At 76.2% G+C, this 22,525-nt stretch carries 21 protein-coding genes; 11 read left to right on the top strand and 10 right to left on the bottom strand.

Translation table 11 applies throughout. The features are described from left to right. Positions 1 to 4: 4 nt before the first annotated feature. Positions 5 to 298, bottom strand: a complete 294-nt coding sequence (gene paaB, locus ACFVVL_RS07120; RefSeq protein ID WP_030391930.1) for a 1,2-phenylacetyl-CoA epoxidase subunit PaaB — start codon at positions 296 to 298, stop codon at positions 5 to 7. Next, positions 295 to 1,332 carry a 1,2-phenylacetyl-CoA epoxidase subunit PaaA gene (gene paaA / locus ACFVVL_RS07115; RefSeq protein ID WP_387671908.1) on the bottom strand — a complete coding sequence of 346 codons (1,038 nt, stop codon included), beginning with the start codon at positions 1,330 to 1,332 and terminating at the stop codon, positions 295 to 297. Before paaA ends, paaB begins: the two co-directional genes overlap by 4 nt. A gap of 231 nt (positions 1,333 to 1,563) precedes the next feature. Between paaA and ACFVVL_RS07110 the strand changes: the two genes are divergently transcribed. Continuing rightward, positions 1,564 to 2,505: an aminoglycoside phosphotransferase family protein gene (locus tag ACFVVL_RS07110; RefSeq protein ID WP_387671905.1), complete on the top strand. Its 942-nt coding sequence runs from the start codon at positions 1,564 to 1,566 to the stop codon at positions 2,503 to 2,505. 172 nt (positions 2,506 to 2,677) lie between these two features. Here the strand turns inward: ACFVVL_RS07110 and ACFVVL_RS07105 are convergent, their stop codons facing one another. The 3 genes from ACFVVL_RS07105 to ACFVVL_RS07095 form a co-directional block, all read right to left on the bottom strand. Next, the gene (locus ACFVVL_RS07105; RefSeq protein ID WP_387671903.1) at positions 2,678 to 4,279 is read right to left on the bottom strand and encodes a M20/M25/M40 family metallo-hydrolase; all 1,602 of its coding nucleotides are present in this window, start codon (positions 4,277 to 4,279) and stop codon (positions 2,678 to 2,680) included. A 640-nt stretch (positions 4,280 to 4,919) separates the two neighbouring features. Continuing rightward, positions 4,920 to 5,579 carry a response regulator gene (locus ACFVVL_RS07100; RefSeq protein WP_387671900.1) on the bottom strand — a complete coding sequence of 220 codons (660 nt, stop codon included), beginning with the start codon at positions 5,577 to 5,579 and terminating at the stop codon, positions 4,920 to 4,922. Further along, complete coding sequence (locus tag ACFVVL_RS07095) at positions 5,576 to 7,156, bottom strand: sensor histidine kinase (RefSeq protein ID WP_387671897.1); 1,581 nt, start codon at positions 7,154 to 7,156, stop codon at positions 5,576 to 5,578. The genes ACFVVL_RS07100 and ACFVVL_RS07095 overlap by 4 nt, the downstream gene beginning before the upstream one ends. A gap of 170 nt (positions 7,157 to 7,326) precedes the next feature. Here ACFVVL_RS07095 and ACFVVL_RS07090 point away from each other — a divergent pair, with 170 nt between their 5' ends. The 4 genes from ACFVVL_RS07090 to ACFVVL_RS07075 all read left to right on the top strand — a co-directional run bounded on the left by ACFVVL_RS07090 (position 7,327) and on the right by ACFVVL_RS07075 (position 10,359). Further along, complete coding sequence (locus tag ACFVVL_RS07090) at positions 7,327 to 8,202, top strand: class I SAM-dependent methyltransferase (RefSeq protein WP_387671894.1); 876 nt, start codon at positions 7,327 to 7,329, stop codon at positions 8,200 to 8,202. Positions 8,203 to 8,270: 68 nt separating this feature from the next. Further along, a complete protein-coding gene (locus ACFVVL_RS07085) occupies positions 8,271 to 8,573 on the top strand; it encodes a GNAT family N-acetyltransferase (protein ID WP_380291526.1) in 303 nt (100 codons plus the stop codon). 69 nt (positions 8,574 to 8,642) lie between these two features. Then, on the top strand, positions 8,643 to 9,665 hold the full coding sequence (locus ACFVVL_RS07080) for an aldo/keto reductase (protein WP_380291524.1): 1,023 nt from the start codon (positions 8,643 to 8,645) through the stop codon (positions 9,663 to 9,665). A 103-nt stretch (positions 9,666 to 9,768) separates the two neighbouring features. After that, entirely contained in the window at positions 9,769 to 10,359 is a 591-nt protein-coding gene (locus ACFVVL_RS07075; protein ID WP_387671890.1) for a TetR family transcriptional regulator, read from the top strand. Positions 10,360 to 10,730: 371 nt separating this feature from the next. Here ACFVVL_RS07075 and ACFVVL_RS07070 read toward each other — a convergent pair whose 3' ends face one another. Further along, positions 10,731 to 10,997, bottom strand: a complete 267-nt coding sequence (locus ACFVVL_RS07070; RefSeq protein WP_380297158.1) for a GlsB/YeaQ/YmgE family stress response membrane protein — start codon at positions 10,995 to 10,997, stop codon at positions 10,731 to 10,733. A 166-nt stretch (positions 10,998 to 11,163) separates the two neighbouring features. On the opposite strand from ACFVVL_RS07070, the gene ACFVVL_RS07065 reads away from it, so the two are divergent. Both ACFVVL_RS07065 and bla read left to right on the top strand, forming a co-directional pair. Next, positions 11,164 to 12,420 (top strand): glycosyltransferase, encoded by a 1,257-nt coding sequence (locus tag ACFVVL_RS07065; protein ID WP_380297157.1) that lies wholly within the window; start codon positions 11,164 to 11,166, stop codon positions 12,418 to 12,420. Beyond that, the gene (gene bla, locus ACFVVL_RS07060; protein ID WP_387671886.1) at positions 12,417 to 13,421 is read left to right on the top strand and encodes a class A beta-lactamase; all 1,005 of its coding nucleotides are present in this window, start codon (positions 12,417 to 12,419) and stop codon (positions 13,419 to 13,421) included. The genes ACFVVL_RS07065 and bla overlap by 4 nt, the downstream gene beginning before the upstream one ends. Here the strand turns inward: bla and ACFVVL_RS07055 are convergent. From ACFVVL_RS07055 to ACFVVL_RS07040, 4 genes are all read right to left on the bottom strand, one after another. Further along, a complete protein-coding gene (locus ACFVVL_RS07055; RefSeq protein ID WP_387671883.1) occupies positions 13,402 to 13,959 on the bottom strand; it encodes an NUDIX hydrolase in 558 nt (185 codons plus the stop codon). The genes bla and ACFVVL_RS07055 overlap by 20 nt on opposite strands. Positions 13,960 to 14,054: 95 nt before the next feature. After that, complete coding sequence (locus tag ACFVVL_RS07050) at positions 14,055 to 15,080, bottom strand: TIGR03842 family LLM class F420-dependent oxidoreductase (protein ID WP_387671881.1); 1,026 nt, start codon at positions 15,078 to 15,080, stop codon at positions 14,055 to 14,057. Between the two features lie 49 nt (positions 15,081 to 15,129). Next, positions 15,130 to 16,557: a dihydropyrimidinase gene (hydA, locus tag ACFVVL_RS07045; RefSeq protein ID WP_380297151.1), complete on the bottom strand. Its 1,428-nt coding sequence runs from the start codon at positions 16,555 to 16,557 to the stop codon at positions 15,130 to 15,132. Positions 16,558 to 16,573: 16 nt separating this feature from the next. Beyond that, positions 16,574 to 17,416: a nitrilase-related carbon-nitrogen hydrolase gene (locus ACFVVL_RS07040; protein WP_387671877.1), complete on the bottom strand. Its 843-nt coding sequence runs from the start codon at positions 17,414 to 17,416 to the stop codon at positions 16,574 to 16,576. A 393-nt stretch (positions 17,417 to 17,809) separates the two neighbouring features. Here ACFVVL_RS07040 and ACFVVL_RS07035 point away from each other — a divergent pair, with 393 nt between their 5' ends. The 4 genes from ACFVVL_RS07035 (at position 17,810) to ACFVVL_RS07020 (ending at position 22,349) form a co-directional block, all read left to right on the top strand. Next, positions 17,810 to 21,076, top strand: coding sequence for a hypothetical protein (locus ACFVVL_RS07035; RefSeq protein ID WP_387671875.1), 3,267 nt, complete (start codon positions 17,810 to 17,812; stop codon positions 21,074 to 21,076). A 60-nt stretch (positions 21,077 to 21,136) separates the two neighbouring features. After that, positions 21,137 to 21,217, top strand: coding sequence for a putative leader peptide (locus ACFVVL_RS07030; RefSeq protein WP_350561156.1), 81 nt, complete (start codon positions 21,137 to 21,139; stop codon positions 21,215 to 21,217). 215 nt (positions 21,218 to 21,432) lie between these two features. After that, entirely contained in the window at positions 21,433 to 21,969 is a 537-nt protein-coding gene (locus tag ACFVVL_RS07025) for a cysteine dioxygenase (protein ID WP_380297147.1), read from the top strand. After that, entirely contained in the window at positions 21,963 to 22,349 is a 387-nt protein-coding gene (locus ACFVVL_RS07020; protein WP_380297145.1) for a rhodanese-like domain-containing protein, read from the top strand. The genes ACFVVL_RS07025 and ACFVVL_RS07020 overlap by 7 nt, the downstream gene beginning before the upstream one ends. Positions 22,350 to 22,525: the final 176 nt, after the last annotated feature.

The following is a 22,525-nucleotide window of genomic DNA, read 5'->3' as shown; positions in this document are numbered from 1 at the left end:
CCGGTCAGATGTGCGGGACATCCTCGGGGATGTCGTAGAAGGTCGGGTGGCGGTAGACCTTGTCGCCGCTGGGCGCGAAGAAGGGGTCGCGCTCGTCCGGGGTGGAGGCGGTGATCGCGTCGGAACGGACCACCCAGAGGCTGACGCCCTCGTTGCGGCGGGTGTAGAGGTCGCGGGCGGCGAGCAGGGCCATCCGGTCGTCGGCGGCGTGCAGCGAGCCGACGTGCACGTGGTTCAGGCCGCGCCGGGGGCGCACGAACACCTCGTAGAGCGGCCAGCCGGCCTTGGACTCGGTCACTTTCCGTTCTCCTGTTCCGCGTGCTGTGCCGCGTGCTGTGCCGTGTTCGGCGCCGCGTGCCGTGCCGCTCCCGTCCCCGCCCCGGCCTCGGCGCGGCGCTTCGCCGCGTACGCCGTGGCCGCCTCGCGCACCCATGCGCCGTCCTCGTGGGCCGCCCGGCGGCGTTCCGTCCGCTGCGCGTTGCACGGGCCCTGGCCGTGGATGACCCGGTTCAGCTCCGACCAGTCCGGCTCGCCGAAGTCCCAGCCGCCGCGCTCCTCGTTCCGGCGCAGCTCGGGGTCGGGGAGGGTGACGCCGAGGTGCTCGGCCTGCGGGACGGTCATGTCGACGAAGCGCTGCCGCAGCTCGTCGTTGGTGTGCCGCTTGATCCGCCAGGCCATCGAGCGGGCGGTGTTGGGCGAGGCGGCGTCCGAGGGGCCGAACATCATCAGCGACGGCCACCACCAGCGGTCCACCGCGTCCTGGACCATCCGGCGCTGGGCGTCGGTGCCGCGCATCATCGTCATCAGCAGCTCGTAGCCCTGGCGCTGGTGGAAGGACTCCTCCTTGCAGATCCGGACCATGGCGCGGGCGTACGGGCCGTAGCTGCAGCGGCAGAGCGGGACCTGGTTGCAGATCGCGGCGCCGTCGACCAGCCAGCCGATCACCCCGACGTCGGCGAAGGTGAGGGTCGGGTAGTTGAAGATCGACGAGTACTTCTGGCGGCCGGCGATCAGCTTCTCGGTGAGCTCGGCGCGGTCCACGCCGAGGGTCTCGGCGGCGGCGTACAGGTACAGGCCGTGACCGGCCTCGTCCTGGGCCTTGGCGAGCAGGATCGCCTTGCGGCGCAGGGACGGGGCGCGGGTGAGCCAGTTGCCCTCGGGCTGCATGCCGATGATCTCGGAATGCGCGTGCTGGGCGATCTGGCGGACGAGGGTGGCCCGGTAGGCGTCGGGCATCCAGTCGCGGGGCTCGATCCGCTGCTCCGCGGCGATGACGGCCTCGAACGTCTCCTCGGGCGACGCCCCGGGCCGCTCGGCCACCTCTGCTGTCACCACGGTCCCCTTTCGCTGGCTCTGTCCCCGCCGCCCCGTCGGGCGCCCGACAGAGGTAACCGACCAACCGTTCGGTCGGTACTATTGTGCGCGGCGAGGGGGCGGCTGACAAGGGAGCACCGCCGGTGGCGGGCCCCGCGGTTCCGGCCGTGCGGTTCGGGCCCCGCGGTTCCGGCCGTCCGGGCGGAAAACCGGTGGCCTGGGCCCGCCCGCGGCGCGAGACTTCCCGGCATGACACTGCACGCGGACGAGATCGCGGCCGACGAGGAACTGGTCCGCTCCCTGCTGCGGGCGCAGCGGCCGGACTGGGCGGGCCTCGCCCTGGCACCGGCGGGCGCGGGCACGGACAACACGATGTACCGGCTGGGCGAGGAGCTGCTCGTCCGGCTGCCGCGCACCCCGGACGCCGCACGGTCGGTACGGAAGGAGCAGGAGTGGCTCCCCCGGCTGGCCCCGCTGCTGGGCCGGACCGCCGTCCCCGCCCCCGTCCACGCCGGGGCGCCCACCACGGCCTTCCCGCTCGCCTGGTCGGTCTACCGCTGGATCGACGGCGCGGAGGCCGGGCCGGCGAGCGTCCGGGACTGGGCCGGGCTCGGCCGTGACCTCGCGGCGTTCGTCCGGGAGCTGCACGGCCTCGATCTGATGGGCGCGGTCCGCGCGGGCGACCTCAGCTGGTACCGCGGCGGCTCCCTGCGGGACTGCGTCGAGTGGGGCACCCGGTGCCTGGCGGAGTGCCGGGCGCTGACCGGTCCCGACGCGGAGCTGCCCGACGGGGGCGGCGGGCTCGACGTCGACACGCTGGAGCGGCTGTGGCGCGCCGGGCTCGCGCTGCCGGATTCGGCCGGGCCGCACGTCTGGCTCCACGGCGACCTCAAGCCCACCAACCTGCTGGTCCGGGACGGCGGGCTGCGGGCGGTCATCGACTTCGGCTGCCTCTCGGTCGGCCGCCCGGACGCCGAGCACTCGACCGTCTGGGACCTGCCGCCCGAGGCGCGCCGGGCCTACCGGGACGCGCTGGACCTCGACGAGGCCACCTGGACCCGCGCCCGCGCCTGGGCGATCGTGGTCGGCGCCAGCGGGATCGCGTACTACCGGCACACCTTTCCGGCCTTCGTCGCGGAGTGCCTGGCGCGCCTGCGGGCGATCCTCGCCGACGCCGCCGGGCTCGGGTAGGCGGCACCGGGAAGAGTCCGGCCCGCCGCGGGGCCGGGCTCTTCCCGCTGCTCACGGACCCGGAGGGGGGAACCGGGCCGGCGCCGACGGGCGGTGGGCGGTGGACGGTGGACGGCGGGCGGTGGATCCCGGGATCCACCGCCCACCGTCACGACCCGCCGCGCTGTGCCGCTCAGCCCTCCGAGCGGTCGCGCAGCCGAGGGAGCGGGACGGCCAGCAGCGCCGCCAGCAGGGCGATCCGCGGTGCCAGCTGGTCGATCCGAATATGCTCGTGCCGGGCGTGCGCGCCCCCGCCGACGGCGCCGAAGCCGTCGAGCGTGGGCAGTCCGCGCGAGCCCGGCAGGTTGGTGTCGCCCGCGCCGCCCGCCGGACCGCCGTCCAGTTGCTGCCCCAGCACGGCCGCGAGGGAACGAACATGGCGCAGCAACGGGTTGGCGGAGCGTTCGGGCCAGGCCGGCCTGCTGGACAGCACCTCGGTACGGACCCGCGCGCCGGGCCGGAGCGCGGTCAGCCGGGCGAGGTTGTCGAGGGTGCGGCGTTGCGCCTCGGTGGTGGCGAAGCGCAGGCCGAGTTCGGCCTCGGCCCGGCCGGCGATCACATTGGCCCGGCTGCCGCCGCTGATCCGGCCCGCGTTGAGTTCGGTGCCGGGCAGACTGACCAGTCCGCGGACGGCCACCAGTTGGTCGACGAGTTCGTCGACCGCCGAGACCCCCTCGGCGGCGTCGTTGCCCGCGTGCGCCTCACGGCCGGTGACGGTGAGCCGTACCCGGGTGGAGCCGCGGCGGGCGGTCTTCAGCCGGCCGTCCGGGTGCGGGGGTTCCAGGCCCAGGACGGCGGCGGCTCCGCGCAGTTGGCGTTCGACGAGGCGCCGGCCGTCCGGGCTGCCGACCTCCTCGTCGGAGACCACGACCAGGCGGACGGTGCGGTGCGGGCGTTGGCCGAGGTCGGCGAGCAGGGCGAACGCGCCTTCGAGGATGGCGAGTCCGCCCTTCATGTCGACCACGCCGGGCCCGCTGAGGGTGCCGTCGCGCTCGGTGACCGGCCAGTCGGCGAGGATGCCGGCCGGCCAGACGGTGTCGTGGTGGCCGACCACGAGCAGGTGCGGCAGGCTCTCGTCCCGGCCGTCCCACTGGAGGACCAGGTGGTCGCCGGCCGGACCGGGCTCGCGTTGGACGGTGGCCCCGGTGGCGCGGAATCCGGCCGACAACTCCTCGGCGAGCGCGTCGAGTCGGGGTGCGTCGCCGCTGGGGGACTCGATCCTGGCGAGGTCCGCGCAGCGTCTGCGGACGGCTCCGGCGAGGGTGCGGGCCCGGGTGGAGAGGGCCTGGGGCAGACCGGGGAGCGCGGCGGTGGGGCCGGACTGGCCCTCGCTGTCGGGGACGGCCGGAGCGTGGGGGGCCGCCGCGGTGGGTGGTGCGGCGGCGGCGGCGGGGGCGGCCGGGGCGAGGGCGGTCCGGACGGTGCCGGCGGTCCTGGTCGTGCCGGGCACGGCCGCGACGGGCGCGGCGCCGGGGGTCCCGGGCGGTTCGGTCGTGGTGATGGCGGTGACCGCCGCGGCTGGCGCGACTGCCGTCGCGGTGGAGGCGGCGGGGGCGACGGCGGAGGGGGCGGCGGACGGCACGGGGGCCGGGGGCGGTGCCGGCGCTGCGGTGAGCGTGCCGACGGTGGCGCCCGGAGCGGCGCCCTGGGTGGTGGCGGCGGCAACGGCGGTGGGAGCGACGGCGGTCGCGGGGGCCGCCGGTGCGGCGGACGGGCGGACGGCTTGAGGACTCAACGCTCGCCTCCGCGGCCGCCGCCGGTATAGAGCGGCCGGGCGGGCCGGCCGGACCGGGGTGCCGGGCGGACGGCCCCGGCCGTGACGGCGGGACAGCGGAGGTGGCCCTCCGGTCCAAGTGCGCTGGAACGGCTGGGCGGCGTCTGTGGCATGTACGTCCTCCTCGCTCGATCCGGTGGCCCCGATCGTCCCGGGGCCTCCGTGGACGGCGGCTTCCCTCGCGGCGGGCGCAGATCAGCGCACCACTGCAGGGAAGCCGAGATGTGAGCCTAGAAGAACCGTTCGGTTTCCTGCGAGGTGGCCCTGCTCCCAGCGTGCCGGGACCGGGATCCGCCCCGGCGCGCGGCCGCGGGCCGCGGTCGGCGCACGGCGTACGGATCCTGCCCGGCGCGCGGGCGCGGTCGCCGGATCGCGCCCACTTCCACCATGGACCCGGCGCCGGGGTTCGGCAGCGCGGGGCGCCAAGGCGCGCCTTTTCCAAGCCAGATGGGTGATGGCGGGCCGGTGGCGAGTACCGCGTGGCGCGGATCGCACATCGCCGGAACGGGACGATTCCCCCTCAACCGGAATGAATCCGGAGGAGGCCGGGTGGAACGGGCAACGACGATGGCCGGGGACGGTCATGGCGGGCGACGGTCGGTCAGGCCGGGTCGTCGACCACGCCCGCGTCCCGGGCGAGCAGCGCCGCCTGGACGCGGTTGCCGACGCCCAGTCCGGTGAGGATCCGGCTGACATGGGCTTTGACGGTGCTCTCGCGCATGCCGAGGGCGAGCGCGATCTCGGCGTTGGAACGGCCGACGGCGAGTTCGCGCAGCACATCGGTCTCGCGCGGGGTGAGCCCGGCCAGCCGGGCCCGGGCGGCGACCGCACGCGGTGCGCCGGTGCGGTGGTAGCGGTCGATGAGCCGCCGGGCGGCTGCCGGGTGGAGCATGCCCTGTCCGCCGGCGACGACATGGACGGCGCGGGCGATCTCGGCGGGCGGGGTGTCCTTCAGCAGGAAGCCGTCGGCGCCCGCGGCCAGGGCCCGGTAGACGTACTCGTCGAGGTCGAAGGTGGTCAGCGCGATGACCCGCGGGCCGTCGGGGAGCTCGCGCAGGCGGCGGGTCGCGGCGATGCCGTCGAGCCGGGGCATCCGGATGTCCATCAGCGCGACGTCGATGCGGTGCCGTCCGGCGAGTTCGACGGCCTCCAGACCGTCGGCGGCCTCGGCGACGACCGTGAGCTCGGGGTCCTGGGCGAGCAGGTCGACGAGCCCGAGCCGGACCAGCGCGTCGTCGTCCACGACCATCGTGCGGATCACGTCGCCTCACTCGGTGGGTTCGGGCCCGGACGCGGAGCCGGAGCCGGCGTCGCGGGCGGGGGCGGTATCGGAGGCAGGGGCGGTATCGGAGGCAGGGGCGGGGGCGGGTCGGCCGGGACGGGCCCGGGGGGAGTCCGCTCGGGCGGTCGGGCCGGCGGGCGGACCGGGGGCCGGGGCGGGGCGGGGAGACGGGCGGCCAGCCGGAAGCCGCCGCGGCCATCGGGGCCCGCGTCGAAGTGCCCGCCCAGCGCGCCGATCCGTTCACCGAGCCCGACCAGACCGTAGCCGCCGCCCGTGCAGGCACCGGAGGGTGCCGGGTCGCCCGCGCCGTTGTGCACCTCGACGGTCGTCGCGGGCGCCCCGTACTGGACGCGGACCGTGACCTGCGCGGTGTGCGCGTACTTGCGGGCGTTGGTCAGCGCCTCCTGGACGACCCGGTGCACGGCCAGCCGGTGGGTGGTCGGAATGCTCTCCGGGTCCCCGGTGAGGGCGAGTTCGACGCGCTGGCCCGCGCCGGTGGCCTCGCCGACCAGCTCGGCGAGGTCGCGCAGCGCGGGCGCGGCGACGGGTCTGGGGTCCGGGCGCCGGCCGGGCGGTGCGTCGTCGCCGTCGGCGGCGCTCGCGGGGTCGGGCCGGTCCGGCAGGTCGGACGGGTCGGACAGGCCGGGCAGGTCGGCCGGGTCGGCCGGGTCGGCCGGGTCCGGCTGCTCCGGCGGGTCGGCCCGGAGCGCGCCGAGGACGTCCCGCAGGTCGTCGAGCGACCGGGCGGCCGTCGCCCGGAGCAGTTCGAGGCGGTGGGCCAGGCGCTCGGGGTCGTCCGCCACGGTGCCGGCCCGGGCCTGGTCGCGCAGCACGCCGGTGTGCAGCACCAGGAGGCTCAGCCGGTGGGCGAGGACGTCGTGCATCTCACGGGCGATCCGGGCCCGTTCGGCGGCGCGGGCCTGCTCGGCGCGCAGCTCGCGTTCGCGGCGCAGCGCGTCGACCTTGGTGTGCAGGGTGCGGATCAGCACGCGGCGGCCGTGCAACCACAGGCCGAGGAAGACGGCGGCGGTGTCCACGAGGAGTTGGGAGCCGGTGATGCCGACCCGGTCGAGCACGGAGTCGGCCCGGAACGCGCTGAGCGCCGCCATCGCGGCCCCGGCGGCGAAGGCCGGTCCGGTGCGGCCCGTGGCGGCCAGGTGGAAGACGCTGAACAGGCCGGGGAAGGCGCGGTTGAGCAGTCCGCTGACGAGAACGGGCAGCACCGCGGCGGCGACCGGGTGGCGGCGGGTGAGCAGCAGGGAGAGTGCGGCGAGGGCGGCGCCGACGATCCGCAGCGGGCGCAGCGGCAGGTCGTGGTCGAGCCACTGGAAGACGATCTCCTCGGCGACGAGCACGAGGACGGTCACCAGCAGCAGGGTCTCGGTCAGCCGGTTGCGGCCGGGGGCGTACCAGCCGAACAGCGCGGTGCGCCCGGGCCGCGGCCCCTCCGACGGGCGGGGCGGGCGGGGCGGGCGGGGCGGACGGGGCTGACGGCCGGGGCGGGCGGGGCGGGCAGGGCGGGGCGTGCGGGGCCGGGGCAGGTGATCGGCGGCCATCCGGCTCCCTCCTCCTCTCCCTCCTCGGCGGCTCCAGCGCCCTGATGCTACGACGCGGCGGCGGGCCGCGGCCCCTGACGATCGACCAGCGGCACCCTCGACTTTCGTCGGGGGTGCGGGCGGTCGGTCGGCCGATCCCGGGCGGCCGGGGCGTCTCTAGCTTCGGTGTCATGACGACCGATCAGCTCCGCCCGGACCCCGTCCCCGGCTCCGCTCCGAGCCCCGGCTCCCCCGCACCCTCCGCCGCCGTCCACCCGGACGCCCTGCCCGTCGTTCCCGGCGGGCCCCGGGCGGACGGCGGCGGCGAGGGCTGGTTCTTCCTCTCCGAGGCGCTGCGCACCTTCCGTCTGACGGGCGCGGTGGCGCCGAGCGGGGCGGATCTGGTGAACGCGCTGGTGGTCCCGGCGACGAGCCGTCCCGACCGGCCGATCTCGGTGCTGGAGGTGGGCGCCGGCACGGGGGCGGTGACGCGCCGGCTGGTGCGGGTGCTGCGGGCGGGCGACCGGCTGCACGCGGTGGAGGCCAACCCGCGGTTCGCCCAACGGCTGCGCTCGGATCCGGAGTTGGCGCGGCGCGGGCCGGAGCTGGGGCTGCGGGTCTCGGAGTGCCGGGTGCAGGACCTTCCGGAGGCCCGCGCGGCGGAGTCGGGCGGGCCGGGGGGCGACGGCGGGGCCGGGCCGGCCGCCGAGCGGTACGACGTGATCGTGTCGGGCCTGCCGTTCACCAACTTCGCACCGGCGGAGGTCCAGCGCGTCCTCGACCTCTACCTGCGGCTGCTGGTGCCCGGCGGCGAGCTGACGTACTTCTCCTACCTGGGGACGTCGGCGGCGCGGTTGCTGACGTCCGGGCCGCGCCGGGGGGCGCAGCACCGGGCGGTGGTGCGGCTGCTGCGGCGGTTCGAGCAGGAGTACGGGCTGGGGAGCCGGACGGCGTGGCGGAACGTTCCGCCGGCGCGGGCGCACCTGCTGCGCGCACCCGGCGGCCGCCGGAACGCCACGCCGGGCGGGGGCGACCCGACGGGCGGGGAGGCGTCGGCCGCTCGATGATGGACCGGGGCCGCCGGCCGCGGCTCCGTGCCGAGCAGCAGTGAGCGAGCAGCAGTGAGGGAGCCACGATGACGGTCACGATCCGTGACGCCGAGGAGGCCGGCCGCTTCGAGGCGCGGGTGGGCGACACCCTGGCCGGGTTCGCGGAGTACCTGCGCAGCGGCGAGCTGGTGGTGTACCCGCACACGGTGGTCGAGCCGGCGTACGAGGGGCAGGGCATCGGCGGGGCGCTCGCGCGGGCGGCGCTGGACGACGCGCGGGCCCGGGGGCTGGCGGTGCTGGCGACGTGCCCGTTCATCAAGGCGTGGATGGCCCGGCACCCCGAGTACCTCGACCTGGCGTACGAGAACCGGAGCCGGGTGAGCGACTGACGGCCGGCTCCCGGCGGATTTCAGGTGACAGCTTTTGTCACCTGTCAGTGACGGGTGCACCCTGGCCCCATGTCCACCTCCACCCCGCTCCCCCGCGTCCCGAGGCGCAGCCTCGGCGCCACCGGCCCGGTCGTCTCCGCCCTCGGCCTCGGCTGCATGGGCATGTCGGACCTCTACGGCCCCGCCGACGACACCGAGAGCATCGCCACCGTCCGCGCCGCCCTCGACGCCGGCGTCACCCTGCTCGACACCGGCGACTTCTACGGCATGGGCCACAACGAACTGCTGATCCGCGAGGCGCTGCGCGGCCGCGACCGCGCGGACGTCCTGCTCAGCGTGAAGTTCGGCGCCCAGCGCGACCCCGACGGCCGGTGGCTCGGCTACGACGCCCGCCCGGCCGCCGTGAAGACCGCGCTCGCCTACACCCTGCGCCGGCTGGGCACCGATCACGTCGACGTCTACCGCCCGGCCCGGCTGGACCCGGCCGTCCCGGTCGAGGAGACCGTCGGTGCGATCGCCGAGCTGGTGCGGGCCGGCCACGTCCGCCACATCGGCCTCTCCGAGGTCGGCGCCGACACCCTGCGCCGCGCCGCCGCCGTCCACCCGATCAGCGACCTCCAGATCGAGTACTCGCTGCTCTCCCGCTCCGCCGAGGCCGGGATCCTGCCCGCCGCCCGCGAGCTGGGGATCGGCGTCACCGCGTACGGCGTGCTCTCGCGCGGCCTGCTCAGCGGCCACTGGCGGGGCGACCGCGAGCTGTCCGGCACGGACTTCCGCGGCCACAGCCCCCGCTTCCAGGGCGACAACCTCGCCCACAACCTCCGGCTCGTCGAGGCCCTGCGCGCGGTCGCCGCCGAGCGGAACGCCACCGTCGCGCAGATCGCCGTCGCCTGGGTCGCCTCGCGCGGCCGGGACGTCGTCCCGCTGGTCGGCGCCCGCCGCCGCGACCGGCTCGCCGAGGCGCTCGGCGCGCTGGACGTCACCCTCACCGGGGCCGACCTCGCGGCCGTCGAGGCGGCGGTCCCGGCCGGGTCCGCCGCCGGGGAACGGTACGCTGCCGCCCAGATGGCCCATCTCGACAGCGAGCGCTGAGCCGCGGCCCCGCCCGCGGCGCCCACCCGCCGCGGGCCACCCACCGTCGGCCGGCCACCGCACCCGGCCGGCGCACGTCTCACCCGTTAGGACGAACCTCCCCGTGGCCACGGACAGCGCGCTCACCGCCGACCAGATCCTGAGCGCGACGGAGGACGCCCTCAGGCGGTTCGGCCCGGCCAAGGCCACCGTCGTCGACGTGGCCCGCGCCCTCGGCGTCAGCCACGGCAGCGTCTACCGCTTCTTCCCCAGCAAGGCGGCGCTGCGCGAGGCCGTCACCGAGCGCTGGCTCGCCCAGGCCCACGAGGAGCTGCGCTCCGTCGCCGCCGAGTCCGGCCCGGCCCCCGAGCGCCTGCACCGGTGGTTGACCACGCTGTTCGCCGCCAAGCGCGGGAAGGCCCTGGACGACCCCCAGCTCTTCGCGACCTACCTGACGCTGGTCGGCGAGGCCAGCCACGTCGTCGACGCCCACCTGGGAACGCTGGTCGGCCAGATCGCCCGGATCCTGCGCGACGGCGTCGACCGGGGGGAGTTCCGGCACGCCCCCGTCGACCCGACCGCCCTCGCGGTGTTCGAGGCCACCGCGCACTTCCACGACCCCGCCCACGCGTCCGGCTGGTCCGACCCGGCGGCCGGCGACCGCTTCGAGGCCCTCTGGGCGCTCCTCCTGCGCGGCCTGGCCGCCGACGCCTGACGGGTACCCGGCCCGCCCGGGGCGGCGGGAGCCGCCGACCCGCGCCCGCCCTCGACAGCCTGCACGGCCTCGCCCTCGGCGACGCGTTCGGCGACCGCTGGTTCGCCGACGACCTCCACGCCGTCGTCCGTCAGGCCGAACTCCAGGCCCGCACCACGTACGTCCACCCGGACGGGCGCCGGACTCCCTGCCGGACGCCCGGTGGTCCGCCGCCGGGCATCCGGACGCCCTCCGGCACACCCGGGAGGGCTGGGACGACCTGGACACCACCACCACCGCGGGCGGCGCGACCGCCGGGGACGCGGCCGGGCCGGTCGCGCATCCCGCGCGACCGGCCCGGCCCCGAATCCGTCCCCGCTCCTCCCCCGCGCTCAGCTCCGGGAGTGCCCGAACACGAGCCGGTAGAGGATCAGCAGCACCAGGGCCCCGCCGATCGCGGCCCCCCAGGTCGCCAGGTCGAAGAACTGGGCCGTCACCGGGCGGTCCAGGACCTTCGCGGAGATCCAGCCGCCGACGAACGAACCGGCGATGCCGATCAGGGTGGTCACCACCAGGCCGCCCGGGTCCCGGCCCGGCAGCAGCAGTTTGGCCAGGGCTCCGGCCACCAGACCCAGCACGATCCATGCGACGAAGCTCATCCGTGTCCTCCCGCCCTTCGCACCGTACGGCGGCCCCGTGCGCGCCGTACTGCCTGCAAGGACGCCGCACCACCGGCCGGCGGTTCCCGCCCCCGCCGCCTCCGCTGCGGGAACGGTCGGCGCGGCGCCCTTTCCGCGCTCCCGACTGCCCCGCGATACTGCGGCCATGCGCATCCTGATCGCCACCGCCGGCTCCCGGGGCGACGTCGCCCCCTTCACCGGACTCGGCGCCCGCCTGAGCGCGGCCGGCCATCAGGTGGCCCTCGCCGCCCACACCGCGTTCGCCGACTCCGTGCGCGCCGCCGGTCTGGAATTCCGCCCGCTGCCCGTCGACCCGCGCACCGAACTCGCCTCCGCCCGCGGTCAGCAGCTGCTGCGCACCGGGACCGGCCCGCTCGGCCTCGTCCGACTGGCCCGGATGGCAAGCTCGTTCCTGCCCGCCCTCGGTTCCGGCATCGCCGCCGCGGCCGAACCGGGCGCCGACCTCCTGCTCACCACCAGCACCACGGCCCACCTGGGCGAGGTGGTCGCCGAGGCGGCCGGCATCCCCAGCATCACCCTCAGCCTCCAACCCCTCCTCGCCACCCGCGCGTTCGCCCCGCCCGTCATCGGTGCCCGCTCGCTCGGGGGCCCCGGCAACCTGCTCGCCGGCCGGGCCGTCCAGGCCGCCGCCGACCGCTTCGCCGCCCCGGCGGTCCGCGCACTGCGGCGCCAACTCGGCCTGCCCTCGCGCCCGGCGGCCCGCGACCTCGGCAACCACCCGGTGCTGAACGGCTATTCGCGTCACGTCGTCCCGCGCCCCGCCGACTGGCGCCCGGCCCACGAGGTCGCCGGCTACTGGTGGCCGCACCCCGACCCCGGCTGGCGGCCACCGCAACGCCTCCTCGACTTCCTGGCCGCCGGACCGCCGCCCGTCTACCTCGGCTTCGGCAGCCTCGTCGTCCCCGACCCCGAACGCCTCAGCGCCACCCTCCTCGCCGCCGTCCGCACCGCCCGGGTCCGCGCCGTCGTCCAGTCCGGCTGGAGCGGCCTCGCCGCACCCGACGGCGCCGACGACGTCCTCACCATCGGCGACACCCCGCACGACTGGCTCTTCCCCCGCACCGCCGTCACCGTCCACCACGCGGGCGCCGGCACCACCGCGGCGACCCTGCGCGCCGGCACCCCCACGGTGCCCGTCCCCGCCCAACTCGACGCCCCCTTCTGGTCCGACCGCCTCACCCGCCTCGGCACCTCCCCCGGGCCGGTCCCCCTCGCCCGGCTCACCGCACCCCGGCTCGCCGCCGCCATCCGCCGGGCCCTCGACGACCCCCGCCACCGCACCCGCGCCCGGTTCCTCGCCGACGCCCTGGCGGAGGAGGACGGCGCCGCCGAGGTCCTCACCCGCATCACCCGCGTCGCCGCACGGCACGGGCAGCGGTGAGCCGCGGCCGGCGCCGGTTCCTCGGCGGGGCCGCCGCGACCGCCCTCGCGGCCGCCCTCCCCACCGGGGGCCGGGCCTTCGCGCGGGACACGGGCTCAGCCCCGGACCCGGGCTCAGCCCCGGACACGGGCTCAGCCCCGGACACGGGCGAACGCGGCCTCGCCGGCCGGCTGCGGGCGCTGGAGCAGGCGCACGGGGCGCGGCTGGGCGTCCTCGCCCACGGCACGGCCACCGGCCGGACACTGGCGTACCGCGCGGACGAACCGTTCCCGATGTGCTCGACGTTCAAGACCCTCGCCGTCGCCGCGGTCCTGCGGGACCTCGACCACGACGGCACCTTCCTCGCCGAACGGCTCCACTACACGGAACGGGACGTCACGCAGGCGGGTCACGCACCGGTCACCGGCCTGCCCGCGAACCTCGAAGGCGGCCTGACCGTCGAGGAGTTGTGCGCCGCTGCCCTCACACACAGCGACAACGCCGCCGCCAACCTCCTGCTGCGCGCGCTCGGCGGCCCGACGGCGGTCACCCGCTTCTGCCGCTCCCTCGGGGACCGGGTGACCCGCCTGGACCGCTGGGAGCCCGCACTGAACTCCGCGGAACCCGGCCGGATCACCGACACCACCAGCCCGCGCGCCATCGCCCGCGACTACGCCCGTCTCACCCTCGGGAACGCCCTCGACCCCGCCGACCGCCGCCGCCTGACCGGCTGGCTGCTGCACAACACGACGGGCGCCCACCGCCTGCGCGCCGGCCTGCCCGCGGACTGGACCGTCGCGGAGAAGACCGGCACCGGGGACTACGGCACCACCAACGACGTCGGCCTCACCGCACCCCCCGGCCGCCCCCCGATCACCATCGCGCTCCTCTCCACCCGACACGCCCCCGCCGCCCCGCCCGACGAGCCCCTGCTCGCCGCAACCGCCGCCCTGCTCGCCTCCGCACTCGCCCGGCCCCCGGGGCCGGGGACGGCCGGCCGGGTCAACGGCCCCCGCGGGTGAGGCGCCAGGGCCCCAGGGAGAAGGAGAGCGCCGCGTGCGACGGGCCGTCGGGCACCCCGCCGCCGAGCAGCAGCCCGACCACCTCGGCCTGCGGCAGCCACTCCACCCGGGCCGCCTCGGCGACGTCCTGCGGTTCGCCGACACGGGTGCAGCCCGTGACGTGGTAGCTCCGGAAGCGGGCGTCGCCGAGGCCGGGCATGGCGTCGTACTCGGTCATCGGCTCGACCTTCCCGGGCCGCCAACCGGTCTCCTCCTCCACCTCGCGGGCGATGGCGGCGGCCGGCTCCTCCCCGGGATCGGCCCAGCCGGCCGGGACCTCCCAGCCCCACCGGCCGGTGATGAAGCGGTGTCGGTGGATCAGCAGGAAGCGCCCGTCCTCGTCGGTGACGACCGCCGTGGTGGTGGCGCGGGGCATGCGGACGACGTGGTGCTCGCCGCGGCCGGCGCCGGGAACCTCCACGTCGTCGAGCCACAGCTTGACCCAGGGCGAGCCGTACAGCTGCCGACGACCGTGGACCTGCCGTTCCGGTTGTGCCACCGAGCCCTCCTCGCACGTGTGCCTGCCGCTGCCCCGACTCTTTCACGAGTCCGCCGTGGTGGGCTGGTGGTCGCGGTCCTCGCGGGGGCGGGGGCTCAGCTGCCGGCGGACAGGCGGGGGATGACGGAGGTGCCGTAGGCGTCGATGGTGGGTTCGACGGCGTCGTGCATGGCGTAGACGGCGAACTGGTCGACGCCGAGGGCGCGGAGCTGGTCGAGGCGGGCGAGGTGGGTGGCGGTGGGGCCGATGATGCAGAAGCGGTCGACGATCTCGTCGGGGACGAAGGCGGTGTCGGGGTTACCGGCGCGGCCGTGGTGGCTGTAGTCGTAGCCCTGGCGGTCCTTGATGTAGGCGGTGAGGGCGTCGGGGACGAGCCCGGAGTGCTCGCCGTAGTGGCGGACCAGGTCGGCGACGTGGTTGCCGACCATGCCGCCGAACCAGCGGCACTGTTCGCGGGCGTGGGCGAGGGCGGCCGGGGAGTCGTCGGCGGTGACGTAGGCGGGAGCGGCGACGCAGACGGTGAGCGCGTCGGGGTCGCGGCCGGCCTCGGCGGCGGCGCGGCGGACCGCCTTGACCATGTACTCGGTGAGGAAGGGGTCGGCGAGCTGGAGGATGAAGCCGTCGGCCTGACGGCCGGTCAGGGCGAGCGCCTTGGGGCCGTAGGCGCCCATCCAGACCGGCAGGGTGGCGCCCTCGCCGACCCAGGGCAGGTGCAGCTCGGTGCCGTCGACCTCGGCGGTGCGGCCCTCCGCCAGTTCCTTGATGGCGTGCATGGCGTGGGAGAGCCGCTCCAGGGTGGCGGGCTGCCGGCCCGCGACGCGCATGGCGGAGTCGCCGCGCCCGATGCCGCAGACGGTGCGGTTGCCGTACATGTCGTTGAGGGTGGCGAACAGGGAGGCGGTGACCTCCCAGGTGCGGGTGGAGGGGTTGGTGACCATGGGGCCGACGGTGAGGGTGCTGGTCCCGGCGAGGATGCGGCTGTAGATGACGAAGGGCTCCTGCCACAGCACGCAGGAGTCGAAGGTCCAGCCGTGGCTGAAGCCGGCCCGCTCGGCGCGGACCATGCGCTCGACGAGCAGGCGGGCGGGCGGGTCGGTCTGCAGCACGAGGCCGATGTCCATGGTGGGCTCCGGGAGTCGGGACGGGGAGGCGGGTGGGACGGGGGCGGGCTCAGCCGAGGTACTGGCAGGTGTCGCGGCGCAGGAAGGTGCCGTGGCCGGCCCGGCCGAGCCAGGTGCCGCGGTCGAGGACGACGGTGCCCCGGGAGAGCACGGTGCGGGCCCGGCCGGTGAGGGTGCGTCCCTCGTACGCCGAGTAGTCGACGTTCATGTGGTGGGTGGCGGCGGAGACGGTCTGCACGGCGGTGGGGTCGTAGACGACCACGTCGGCGTCGGCGCCGGGGGCGAGGGTGCCCTTGCGCGGGTGCAGGCCGAACATCCGGGCCGGGGTGGTGCAGGCGAGTTCGATCCAGCGGCGGCGGCCCAGGCGCCCGTCGACGACGGCCTGGTGGAGCAGGTCCATCCGGTTCTCCACGCCGGGCAGGCCGTTGGGGATCTTCGAGAAGTCGCCGCGGCCGAGTTCCTTCTGGCCGGTGAAGCAGAACGGGCAGTGGTCGGTGGAGACCACCTGGAGGTCGTTGGTGCGCAGGCCCCGCCAGAGTGCCGCCTGGTGCTCGCGGGGGCGCAGCGGGGTGCTGCACACGTACTTGGCGCCCTCGAAGCCGTCGTCGCCCTCCGCGGCGAGGTCGTCGGTGGACAGGAAGAGGTACTGCGGACAGGTCTCGCCGAAGACGGGGTGGCCGTCGTCGCGGGCGCGGGCGAGTTCGGCGAGGGCGGAGGCGGCGGAGACGTGGACGACGTAGAGCGGGCTGCCGGCGACCTGGGCGAGCCTGATCGCCCGGTGGGTGGCCTCGGCCTCCAGCAGTTCGCGGCGGACCTCGCCGTGGTACCGGGGCGCGGTGCGGCCGGCGGCGAGGGCCTGTTCGACGAGGACGTCGATGGCGATGCCGTTCTCGGCGTGCATCATGATCATCCCGCCGTTGGCGGCGGCGCGCTGCATGGCGCGCAGGATGCGTCCGTCGTCGCTGTAGAACACCCCGGGGTAGGCCATGAACAGCTTGAAGGAGGTGGACTCGCCGGAGTCGACGAGGGTGTCCATCTCCTTGAGGACGGCATCGGTGACGTCGGAGACGATGGTGTGGAAGGCGTAGTCGATCGCGCAGTTGCCCTCGGCCTTGGCGTGCCAGGCGTCCAGTCCCTCGCGCAGGCTGCCGCCGACGGGCTGGACGGCGAAGTCGACGATGGTGGTGGTGCCGCCCCAGGCGGCGGCGCGGGTGCCGGTCTCGAAGGTGTCGGAGGCGTGGGTGCCGCCGAACGGCAGCTCCATGTGGGTGTGGACGTCGACGCCGCCCGGGAGGACGTAGTGGCCGGTCGCGTCGATGACGGTGCCGGCGCTCCAGGAGAGGGCGGCGTCGCTGCCGGTGGCGGCGAGGGCGGCGATCCGCTCGCCCTCGATGAGGACGTCGGCGTGCAGTTCCTCGGTGGCGGTGATGACGAGGCCGCCGCGCACGGCGGTGCGCCGGGATGCGCTGCTGGTCACAGGGGGTTCGCCTCCGTCAGGCCTCGGTCAGCGGGCCGTAGGCCTCGGGGCGGCGGTCGCGGTAGAACGCCCACTGCCGGCGGACCTCCTCGATCTGCCCGAGGTCGAGGTCGCGGACGACGAGTTCCTCCTCCTTGTCGGAGGCGACGTCGCCGACGAGCTGGCCGCGCGGGTCGACGAAGTAGGAGGTGCCGTAGAAGTCGTTGTCGCCGTACTCCTCGGTGCCGACGCGGTTGATCGCGGCCACGTAGTAGGCGTTGGCGACGGCGGCGGCCGGCTGTTCGAGCTGCCAGAGGTAGGCGGAGAGGCTGCGGCTGGTCGCGGAGGGGTTGTAGACGATCTGCGCGCCGGCCAGGCCCAGGGCGCGCCAGCCCTCGGGGAAGTGCCGGTCGTAGCAGATGTAGACGCCGACCTTGCCGACGGCGGTGTCGAAGACCGGCCAGCCGAGGTTGCCGGGCTTGAAGTAGTACTTCTCCCAGAAGCCCTTGACCTGCGGGATGTGGTGCTTGCGGTACTTGCCGAGGTAGCTGCCGTCGGCGTCGATCACGGCGGCGGTGTTGTAGTAGACGCCGGGCTGTTCCTCCTCGTAGACCGGGACGACGAGGACGAGGCCGAGCTCGCGGGCGAGGTCGCGCATCCGGCGCACGGTGGGGCCGTCGGGGACGGCCTCGGCCCAGCGGTAGTGCTCGGGCTCCTGGACCTGGCAGAAGTACGGGGCGTTGAAGACCTCCTGGAAGCCGAGGATCTTCGCGCCCCGGGCGGCGGCCTCGCGGGCGTACCGCTCGTGGAGGGCGATCATGCTCTCCTGGTCGCCGGTCCAGCGGGTCTGGACGAGGGCGGCACGGACGATCTGCGACATGGGTACCTCCGCAACTCCGCGGCCCGTCCGGGGGCGGGCCCGCGGTCCGAGGGTCGGCGGGCGGTGCTGCCTGCGGTGGATGTCTCCGAGCGGTCCGCGCATGGTCCGCCGGTGCGGCCGGTGCGCGGTCTACGTGCGTAGAGGGTGGGTGCCTCGACCGTAGGCCCGGCCTCGGTCGCCTGACAATACGTCGGACGCGATGCGCCCGGGGCGATCCTGGTGCGCTGACACGCGGGGCCCCGCAGGCGGGATGAATTGATGGGATGAAACGGTCATCTACCCCGGGACCGCCCTTCTTACTCATTCGGGTGAATCCAGGAGCGGAACCGCGTGGTGCGGGGCAGGAAGCCGGTGACACGACGTGGCTGTGGCGGTCGAGGGGGAGGTGGCCGGATGGGGACGGCCGAGGGGGCGGCGGAGCCGGTGCGGGTGCCGGCCTGGGGCGGGGTGCTGCTCGGGCTCGGGGTGCCGCTGCCGGCGGTGCTCGGGTGGCTGCTGTTCGTCCGCCGGACGCCCGCCGGCCAGGGCACCCTGGACGTCCGGCTCCAGCTGGCCGGCTCGCGGGCCGCCGCCGAGGCCGTGCTCGCCGGGCGGGCCCCGGCCTTCCGCGCCTCGCTGGCGGCCGACCTGTGGCTGATCGGCGGCCTCGCGGTCACCCTGGCGGCGGCCGGGCTGCTCGGGGGCTACGTGTTCACCCGGGCGCACTGGCGGCGGACGGCGCTGGTCGCCGGCCTGGCCGGCGTGCTGGCCGGCTGCTGCGACCTCGCCGAGGACGTCCTGCTGGACGCCGGTCTCGGCCCCGCCGGCCCGGGACCGGCGGGCGGGGACGCGCCGTTCGCCGCGGCGGCCGCGTTCGCCACCGTCAAATGGCTGCTGCTGCCGCCCGCGGGCGCGGTCGCGGTCGTCGTCTGCACCGCCACCGTCCACCGGGCGGTGCGGGCACTGCTGCCCCGGCCGGCGGAGGAGGCGGGCGGCGACGGCGGGGCGGGACCGGCGCTGATCCCGCCGTGGCCGGTGGCGACCGCGCGGGGCGGGCGCTGGCCGCCCGGCCCCCGGGCCCACGGGCCGCTCGCCCGGCACGCCCGCTGGCGCAACGCCGCCAGGGTGCCGCCCGGCCGCGAGCACGCCCGGCTCGGCTTCTGCGTCTCCGGCGGCGGCATCCGCTCGGCCTGCGTCACCCTCGGCGCGCTGCAGGCGCTGCGCCCCTGGCTGCAGCAGGCCCGCTACCTGGTCGCCGTCTCCGGCGGCGGGTACACCGTCGGCGCGATGCAGCTGGCGCTGAGCGACTCCGCGCCGGGCGGTCCGGTCCGGGCCCGCTCCGGGCTGAGCGCCGAGACCGTGCTCGAACCGGGCTCGCCCGAGGAGGACCACCTGCGCCGCCACTCCAAGTACCTGGCGGACGGCGCGGGCGAGTGGCTGGTGGCGCTCGGCACCCTGCTGCGCGGGCTGGTCGCGGCGCTCTCCCTGCTGCTCGCCGCCGTCCTGGTGCTGGGCCTGGGGCTGAGCCGCTGCTACCACCTCGTCCCGCTCGCCGACCTGGACGGCCCGCCCTCGGTGCGCTCCCCCGCCCTGTTCGCCCTCGCCGGGCTGCTGGCGGCCGCCGTCACCGGGTGGCTGCTGTGGTTGCTCACCTTCTCCTGGCTCGGCTGGAACACGCTGCTGCCCCGCGTCCTGCGCCGCTTCTCGCACGGCGCGCTGGCGCTGGCCGCGCTGACCGCCCTCGGGGTGCTGGCCGTCCCCGGCCTGGCATGGGGCGCGGTCGCGCTGCAGCGGGCGCTCGCGGTCGGCGCCCGGCAGACCGGCGCCGGCATCAGCCTCACCGTGCTGCTCAGCTACCTGGCGCTGCTGCTGGGCATCCTGTGGCACGGGCGGCACGCCATCGAGCAGGGCGCCGCCGTGCTCGGCGGGGTGCTGCGCGGGGTGCGGCACGGCGCCGGGGTGCGGCGTCCCGGTGGCCTCACCGGGCGGATCACCGAGTACCTGGTGCTCTGGTCGGCGCTGACCGCGCTCACCTCGGGCACGCTGCTGACCTTCGGCTGGGCGGTGGCGACCGGGCACGCCTGGCCGGGCGCGGTCCAGGTGCTGCTGCCGCTGGTGCTGGTCACGGTGGGGCTCAACCTCGACCAGACCTGGATGGGCCTGCACCCCTTCTACCGGCGCCGGCTCGCCTCGGCCTTCGCCGTCCGCCGGGTCGTCGAGGGCGGGGACGGGGACGGCGGCGGCGGGGCAGGCGGGGGCGGGACCGGCGGCGGGGCAGGCGGGGGCGGGGCAGGCGGGGGCGGGGCAGGCGGGGGCAGCGGTGAGGCGGCCGGCGGGGACGGGTCCGGGGAGGTGCTGGCCCGGCCGTACCACTTCTTCCGCGAGCAGACCCGGCTCAGCCACTACGGCGCCCGGCGGCCAGACTTCCCGCAGGTGATCTTCGCGGCGGCGGCGAACCTCTCCGGCAGCGCGCGCACGCCACCCGGGCGGCGGGCGGTGTCGTTCACCTTCTCCCACGACTACGTGGGCGGGCCGGACGTCGGGTACGCGCGCACCGACCTGCTGGAGCGGCGCACCCGGCGGCACATCGCGCGGGACCTCACCGTGCAGTCCGCGATGGCCGTCTCCGGTGCGGCGTTCTCCTCCGCGATGGGCCGCCGTTCCCGTGCCTACCAGGGGCTGTTCGCGGTGACCAACGCCCGGCTGGGCACCTGGCTGCCCAACCCGGCGGCGCTCGCCCCGCTCTGGGCCGCCGAGCGGGACTGGCGCTACGCGCCGCAGCCGGCTGTCCGGCGGCTCTCCTACCAGCTGCGGGAGGCCTGCGGGCGGTACCCGATGGACGCGCGGTTCCTGCTCACCACCGACGGCGGGCACTACGAGAACCTCGGTCTGGTCGAACTGCTGCGGCACGGCGTACGGACGGCCGTGTGCATCGACGCGAGCGGCGACTCCGCCTTCGCGGGCGCGCTCGCGGCGGCGATCACCCTGGCGCGGGAGGAGCTGGGCATCGCCATCACGCTGCGCGAGCCGGAGCTGCTGGTCCCGGGCAGTGCCGGGGGCGGCGGCTCCGGCGGGAGCGGGCCCGGCGGAAGCGGCCGGCCGCCGTTGCGCGGTCTGGCGGCGCGGCTGGCCGAACGGCTCTCCGCCCGGGCGGTGGTGGTCGGGGACATCGTGTACCCGTGGCCGTTGGAGCTCGGGGAGGCCGACGATCCGCCGGGGTCGGCCCGGCACGGCACGCTGATCGTCGCCCAGGCCGTCCTCACCCCGGGCATGCCGTACGAGCTGCACGCGTACGCGGCGGCGGATCCGGCCTTCCCCAACGACGGGGCCGGCGACCAGTGGTTCGACCACCGGCAGTTCGACGCCTACCAGACGCTCGGCCGGTACCTGGGCGAGCAGGCCGCACCGGCGGTCGCGGCGGCGCTGGCGAACCCGGGGGAGATCCCGGCGGAGGTCCCACCGCAAGCACCGGAACGCGCGGAACCGGGAGGAGCGGCGGAACCGGAAGGAGCAGGGGAGCCGGCGGAACCGGCCGTGGTCCCCCCGGACCCCAAGTCCAACGGCCGGCGCCCGGGCCGGACGGGAACCGTCCCCGCGCCCGGGCGCGCGCCCGGCGCGGAACGCGGGGCCACCGCGCCCGACCAGGGGCGCAACGGGCAGGGGCCCGACGGACGGGCGTGACGGGCAGGTGTGCCGGTGTGCGCTTGACTCCTACCGCTTCCGTCAGGAAGGATCCGGCTCATGGACACCGGCACCACTCTGGTCTGCCGCCTGCACGTCGACCTCCGACGCCAGGCGAGTTCCATCTGTGCCTGTTGTTGATCTCCCCCTCCCCCGCCGGCCCCGCCCTGTGACGCCCCCCAGGGTTCGCGCCGGACAGCCACACCCGTCTTCCTGACGCGCCTTCGCGCCGCGTTCGCCCCGCGCGAGCGCGCCGTCCGCCGACGCCCGACCGGCGCGGTGGTGCGGTCCCGTGCGGTCCGGCGCGTACGCCCCCACGCTCCCGTTCCCCTCCGCCTTCTTCCGAGGACACCCACATGAGCCTGGACCTCGCCTTCGACACCCCCGCCCCCGGAGCACCCGCCCCCGGCACGCCCGCCCCGGCCGGGGACACCCGCGCACCGCTCACCCCGAACACCCTGCGGACGATCGTCCGCGAGCTGGCCGAACAGCCCGACCAGTGGATCCACCACGTACGGCTCTCCACCGAGGAGCGCTGGTACCGGCGGCTGGCCGCCGACGAGGACCACGAGGTCTGGCTGATCAGCTGGCTGCCGGGCCAGTCCACCGGCTTCCACGACCACGGCGGCTCGCGCGGCGCGTTCACCGTGGCGCTGGGCGAGCTGGAGGAACTCTCGCTGGGCGGCCCCGAACAGGGCCTGCTGATCCGGCGGGTGCAGTCCGGCACCGTCCGCGCGTTCGGCCCGGAGTACGTGCACGACGTCCGCAACACCGCGTCCGGCCCGGCCGTGACGCTGCACGCCTACTCGCCGCCGCTGAGCTCGATGGCGCACTACGAACTGCGGGCCGGCGGTCTGGTCCGCACCTCCGAGGAAGGACCCGACCAGTGGTGACCACGATCGACGACCTGCTCGCCCGCTCCCGCGAGGGCGTCCGGCGGCCCGGCGCCGAGGAGGCGCACCGCGCCCAGCGCGACGGCGCCCTGCTGGTGGACATCCGCCCGGCGGCGCAGCGCGCGGCCGAGGGGGAGATCCCCGACGCGCTGATCATCGAGCGCAACGTCCTGGAGTGGCGGCTGGACCCGGCGGGGAGCCACCGGATCCCCGAGGCCACCGGGTACGACCTGGAGGTGATCCTGGTCTGCTCGGAGGGGTACGCGTCGAGCCTGGCGGCGGCGTCGCTGCGTGAGCTGGGACTGCACCGGGCGACCGACCTGGACGGCGGCTTCGTCGGCTGGGCGGCGGCCGGGCTGCCGACCCGTCAGGGCGGCTGAGCGGGCCCTGCCGTGAACCCGGCCGGTGGTCGGATCCGTGCGGGCCGCGACGCCCGGCGGATCCGACCACGGCTGGGAAATCAGGGACACAAGGGTCGTCAGGTCATAGGCTGATCAGAGTTTCCACCGCCGCCAGGGCGGGCAGCCACGCGAGCGACAGGCACACCGACCGAGAC

The organism is Kitasatospora sp. NPDC058115, assembly GCF_042884635.1.
Taxonomy (GTDB): domain Bacteria; phylum Actinomycetota; class Actinomycetes; order Streptomycetales; family Streptomycetaceae; genus Kitasatospora.
Note: the sequence above shows the minus strand (reverse complement) of the source record. Positions and strands in the feature narration are given on the sequence as shown.

Bases quoted from the DNA above. Each gene is read 5' to 3' on its own strand.
- ACFVVL_RS07065 (WP_380297157.1), top strand. From the start codon at position 11,164: ATGCGCATCCTGATCGCCACCGCCGGCTCCCGGGGCGACGTCGCCCCC.
- ACFVVL_RS07080 (WP_380291524.1), top strand. From the start codon at position 8,643: ATGTCCACCTCCACCCCGCTCCCCCGCGTCCCGAGGCGCAGCCTCGGC.
- ACFVVL_RS07030 (WP_350561156.1), top strand. From the start codon at position 21,137: ATGGACACCGGCACCACTCTGGTCTGCCGCCTGCACGTCGACCTCCGA.
- ACFVVL_RS07025 (WP_380297147.1), top strand. From the start codon at position 21,433: ATGAGCCTGGACCTCGCCTTCGACACCCCCGCCCCCGGAGCACCCGCC.
- ACFVVL_RS07090 (WP_387671894.1), top strand. From the start codon at position 7,327: ATGACGACCGATCAGCTCCGCCCGGACCCCGTCCCCGGCTCCGCTCCG.
- ACFVVL_RS07085 (WP_380291526.1), top strand. From the start codon at position 8,271: ATGACGGTCACGATCCGTGACGCCGAGGAGGCCGGCCGCTTCGAGGCG.
- ACFVVL_RS07035 (WP_387671875.1), top strand. From the start codon at position 17,810: ATGGGGACGGCCGAGGGGGCGGCGGAGCCGGTGCGGGTGCCGGCCTGG.
- ACFVVL_RS07050 (WP_387671881.1), bottom strand. From the start codon at position 15,080: ATGGACATCGGCCTCGTGCTGCAGACCGACCCGCCCGCCCGCCTGCTC.
- ACFVVL_RS07095 (WP_387671897.1), bottom strand. From the start codon at position 7,156: ATGGCCGCCGATCACCTGCCCCGGCCCCGCACGCCCCGCCCTGCCCGC.
- ACFVVL_RS07110 (WP_387671905.1), top strand. From the start codon at position 1,564: ATGACACTGCACGCGGACGAGATCGCGGCCGACGAGGAACTGGTCCGC.
- ACFVVL_RS07070 (WP_380297158.1), bottom strand. From the start codon at position 10,997: ATGAGCTTCGTCGCATGGATCGTGCTGGGTCTGGTGGCCGGAGCCCTG.
- ACFVVL_RS07040 (WP_387671877.1), bottom strand. From the start codon at position 17,416: ATGTCGCAGATCGTCCGTGCCGCCCTCGTCCAGACCCGCTGGACCGGC.